Annotated in this window: 3 protein-coding genes and 1 pseudogene; all 4 read left to right on the top strand. The window is 65.0% G+C overall.

Annotated features, from left to right (window positions below; all coding sequences use genetic code 11):
• Positions 1 to 253 (top strand): annotated as a pseudogene (locus EOA27_RS28700) (D-xylose ABC transporter substrate-binding protein); the annotation flags it as partial.
• 144 nt (positions 254 to 397) lie between these two features.
• On the top strand, positions 398 to 1750 hold the full coding sequence (locus EOA27_RS28705; protein ID WP_126080874.1) for a sugar ABC transporter permease: 1353 nt from the start codon (positions 398 to 400) through the stop codon (positions 1748 to 1750).
• An 18-nt stretch (positions 1751 to 1768) separates the two neighbouring features.
• On the top strand, positions 1769 to 2569 hold the full coding sequence (locus EOA27_RS28710; protein ID WP_126080875.1) for an ATP-binding cassette domain-containing protein: 801 nt from the start codon (positions 1769 to 1771) through the stop codon (positions 2567 to 2569).
• A gap of 132 nt (positions 2570 to 2701) precedes the next feature.
• On the top strand, positions 2702 to 3287 hold a 586-nt coding region (locus EOA27_RS28715; RefSeq protein WP_189562142.1), incomplete at its 3' end, for a CHASE domain-containing protein.

The raw sequence follows: 3287 nt of genomic DNA on the forward strand, positions 1-3287 counted from the left end.
GTGGAAGGACGCGCGCGAGCTCGGCAAGAACGCCGCCGAGATCGCCTCGCAGCTCGCCGACGGCAAGAAGATGGGCGACATCGCCGGCGCCAAGGACTTCACGACGCCTGGCGGCAACACCGTCAAGTCGCTGTTCCTGACCCCGATCGCGATCACCAAGGACAATCTCAACCTCGTCATCGACGCCGGCTGGATCAAGAAGGACGAAGTCTGCGCTGGCGTTGCCGCCGGCAGCGTCAAGGTCTGCAACTAAGCTCGCCGACACTAGACCAAAAACCTTGCGCCGCGGCCTGAAAGCCGCGGCGTTTTCTCGAAGATTACCGTTCCGCCTCGAGCGGATAGCTTCTAGGCTTGCTCCGGCATCCGCGCCAGACGGGCAGGCCGGCAGGAGGAATTCATGACCGACACGACGTCCACCCAACCGGCAGACACCGCGCGTGCCTCGGAGCTGGGCACCGTCGCCCGGTTCCTGAAGGCAACCGAGCTGGACACCCGCATGCTCGGGATGATCGGCGCGCTGCTCCTGATCTGGGTCGGACTGCATGTGATCTCCAGCCTGCGGCTTGGCGTCAATCCGCTCGACTTCGACAGCCGCACCTTTCTGACGCCGCGCAATCTCTGGAACCTGTCGGTGCAGACTTCGGCCGTGGCGATCATGGCCTCCGGCATGGTGCTGGTCATCGTCATGCGCAACATCGACCTGTCGGTCGGATCGGCCGAAGGGGTGATCGGCATGGTCATGGGTTTTGCCCAGGTGCATTTCCTGGTCCGCTTCGTCGGGCTTGAGCTCGGTAACCCGTGGATCTGGGTCCTGGCGCTGCTGATCGGCCTGGCGCTCGGCCTCCTCATCGGCGCCTTCCAGGGCTTCGTCATCGCCTATCTCGAAGTGCCGGCCTTCATCGTCACGCTGGGGGGTCTGCTGGTCTGGCGGGGCGCTGCCTGGTGGGTCACCAGCGGCCAGACCGTCGCGCCGCTTGACGCCACGTTCCAGCTGATGGGCGGCGGCCCGGCGGGCTCGATCGGCGCCAAATGGAGCTGGGTCGTCGGCATCGTCGCCTGCCTGGCGGTCATTTTCATGCACTATAACGGTCGCGTGCAGCGCAAGCGCTTCCGCTTCCCGCTGCGTCCGGTCTGGGCCGAGACGCTGCTCGCCACGGTCACCTGCGCGATCATCCTGGGCGCTGTGTGGCTTGCCAATTCCTATCCGTGGCCGATCGGCATCGTGAACCGCTATGCCGCCGCCAACAACATCACCGTTCCCGAAGGCGGACTGTTCATCGCGCATGGCATCGCCATTCCGGTGCTGATGGCGGTCGCCGTCGGCCTGATCATGACCTTCGTCACCAAGCGCACGCGCTTCGGCCGCTATGTCTTCGCCATCGGCGGCAATCCGGAAGCGGCCAACCTCGCCGGCATCAACACGCGCTGGATCACCATGAAGGTATTCATGATCATGGGCGTGCTGGCGACGATCGCGGCGGCGATCTCGTCGGCCAGGCAGAATTCATCCACCAATGCGCTCGGAACGCTTGACGAGCTGCTGGTCATCGCCGCGGCCGTCATCGGCGGCACCTCGCTCGCCGGCGGTTCCGGCACCGTGCTCGGCGCTATGCTGGGAGCGCTGCTGATGCAGTCGCTGCAGTCCGGCATGGTGCTGCTCGGCGTCGATTCGCCGCTGCAAAGCATCGTCGTGGGCGCCGTGCTGGTCGTGGCGGTGTGGCTCGACACCCTCTATCGCAAGCGGGCCTGATCAGGGAGGAGAAACAACATGGCTGACAAATCCGCTCCCGCCGGCGTTCCGCTGGTCGACATGCGCAACATCTCGATCGCCTTCGGCGGCATCCGCGCCGTCGACGATGCGTCCGTCGATCTTTTCCCCGGCGAAGTGATGGCGCTGCTCGGCCACAACGGCGCCGGCAAGTCGACGCTGATCAAGATCCTGTCCGGCGCTTACAAGCGCGACAGCGGACAGATCTTCATCAATGGCGAGGAGGCATCGATCTCCAATCCGCGCGACGCCAAGAAACACGGCGTCGAGACGATCTACCAGACGCTGGCCCTGGCCGACAATGTCGATGCCGCGGCCAATCTCTTCCTCGGGCGCGAGCTGATGACCGCGTGGGGCACGCTGGACGACGTCGCCATGGAAGCCGAGGCGCGCAAGGTGATGGGCCGGCTCAATCCGCGCTTCCAGCGCTTCAAGGAGCCGGTCGTCAAGCTGTCGGGCGGACAGCGGCAGTCCGTGGCGATCGCGCGCGCGATCCTGTTCAATGCCCGCATCCTGATCATGGACGAGCCGACGGCGGCGCTCGGGCCGCAGGAGACGGCGCAGGTCGGGGAGTTGGTCAAGCAGCTCAAGGCCGACGGCATCGGCATCTTCCTGATCAGCCACGACATCCACGACGTCTTCGAGCTCGCCGACCGGGTCTGCGTGATGAAGAACGGCCAAGTGGTCGGCACCGCGCGCACCACCGATGTCACCCAGGACGAAGTGCTCGGCATGATCATTTTGGGCAAATGTCCGCCCGGCGCCATTCCAGGCCCTGGCGCGCTGAAGATCGCGGCCTAAGCCCAGGCATATAGCCGGCTAATTGCTGGCTGCGTGATGTACCAGCCACGGTGATGATTTGACCGCGCCATTGTGTTGACGCGGAGACTTGCCCATAAGGATCGTAGACCGTCCACGGGCCACATCGTTGATTTGAAGAAGCTCTTTCCGATCGTTGCCTTTGTCGCCGTCGCGCTGATCAGCCTGACGATGGCCGGGTTCGCCTATTTCGCGACGCAGGAGGCGGCGCGGATCAAGTTCGAGGGCACTGCCGACGACGCGCTGAGCCGCATCGAGAGCCGGATCGACCTGCATCTGTCGCTGCTGCGTTCGACGCAGGCGCTGTTCGATGCCCGCAACGGCGACATCACGCGCGGCGAATTCAACGCCTTCTTCACCGCGCTGAACATCGATGACAACTTCGCGGGCCTGCGCGGCATAGGCTTCCTCAGGCTCGCCAAAGCCGGCGACGAGGCCGCGGTCGAACGCGATATCCTGCGCGACCATGGGTCGGCCCACCCGATCTACCCTGCGACGACCCAGCAACGGCGCACGCCGATCGTGCTGTTCGAGCCGCTCGACACGTCCAACCAGTCGATCATCGGATTCGACATGTTCAGCGAGCCGGTGCGGCGCGAGGCGATCGAAAAGGCGATGGCCGACGACCAGCAGCATGCGAGCGGCCTGGTCCAGCTCGGCCAGGGCGCCGGCGTGGCGCAGACGTTCACGGGTTTCCTGG

It is taken from the genome of Mesorhizobium sp. M2A.F.Ca.ET.037.01.1.1 (assembly GCF_003998075.1).
In the GTDB taxonomy this organism is placed as follows: domain Bacteria; phylum Pseudomonadota; class Alphaproteobacteria; order Rhizobiales; family Rhizobiaceae; genus Mesorhizobium.

What these genes read in the sequence shown, in the direction of transcription:
- EOA27_RS28705 (WP_126080874.1), top strand. Translation starts at nt 398, where the DNA reads ATGACCGACACGACGTCCACCCAACCGGCAGACACCGCGCGTGCCTCG.
- EOA27_RS28710 (WP_126080875.1), top strand. Translation starts at nt 1,769, where the DNA reads ATGGCTGACAAATCCGCTCCCGCCGGCGTTCCGCTGGTCGACATGCGC.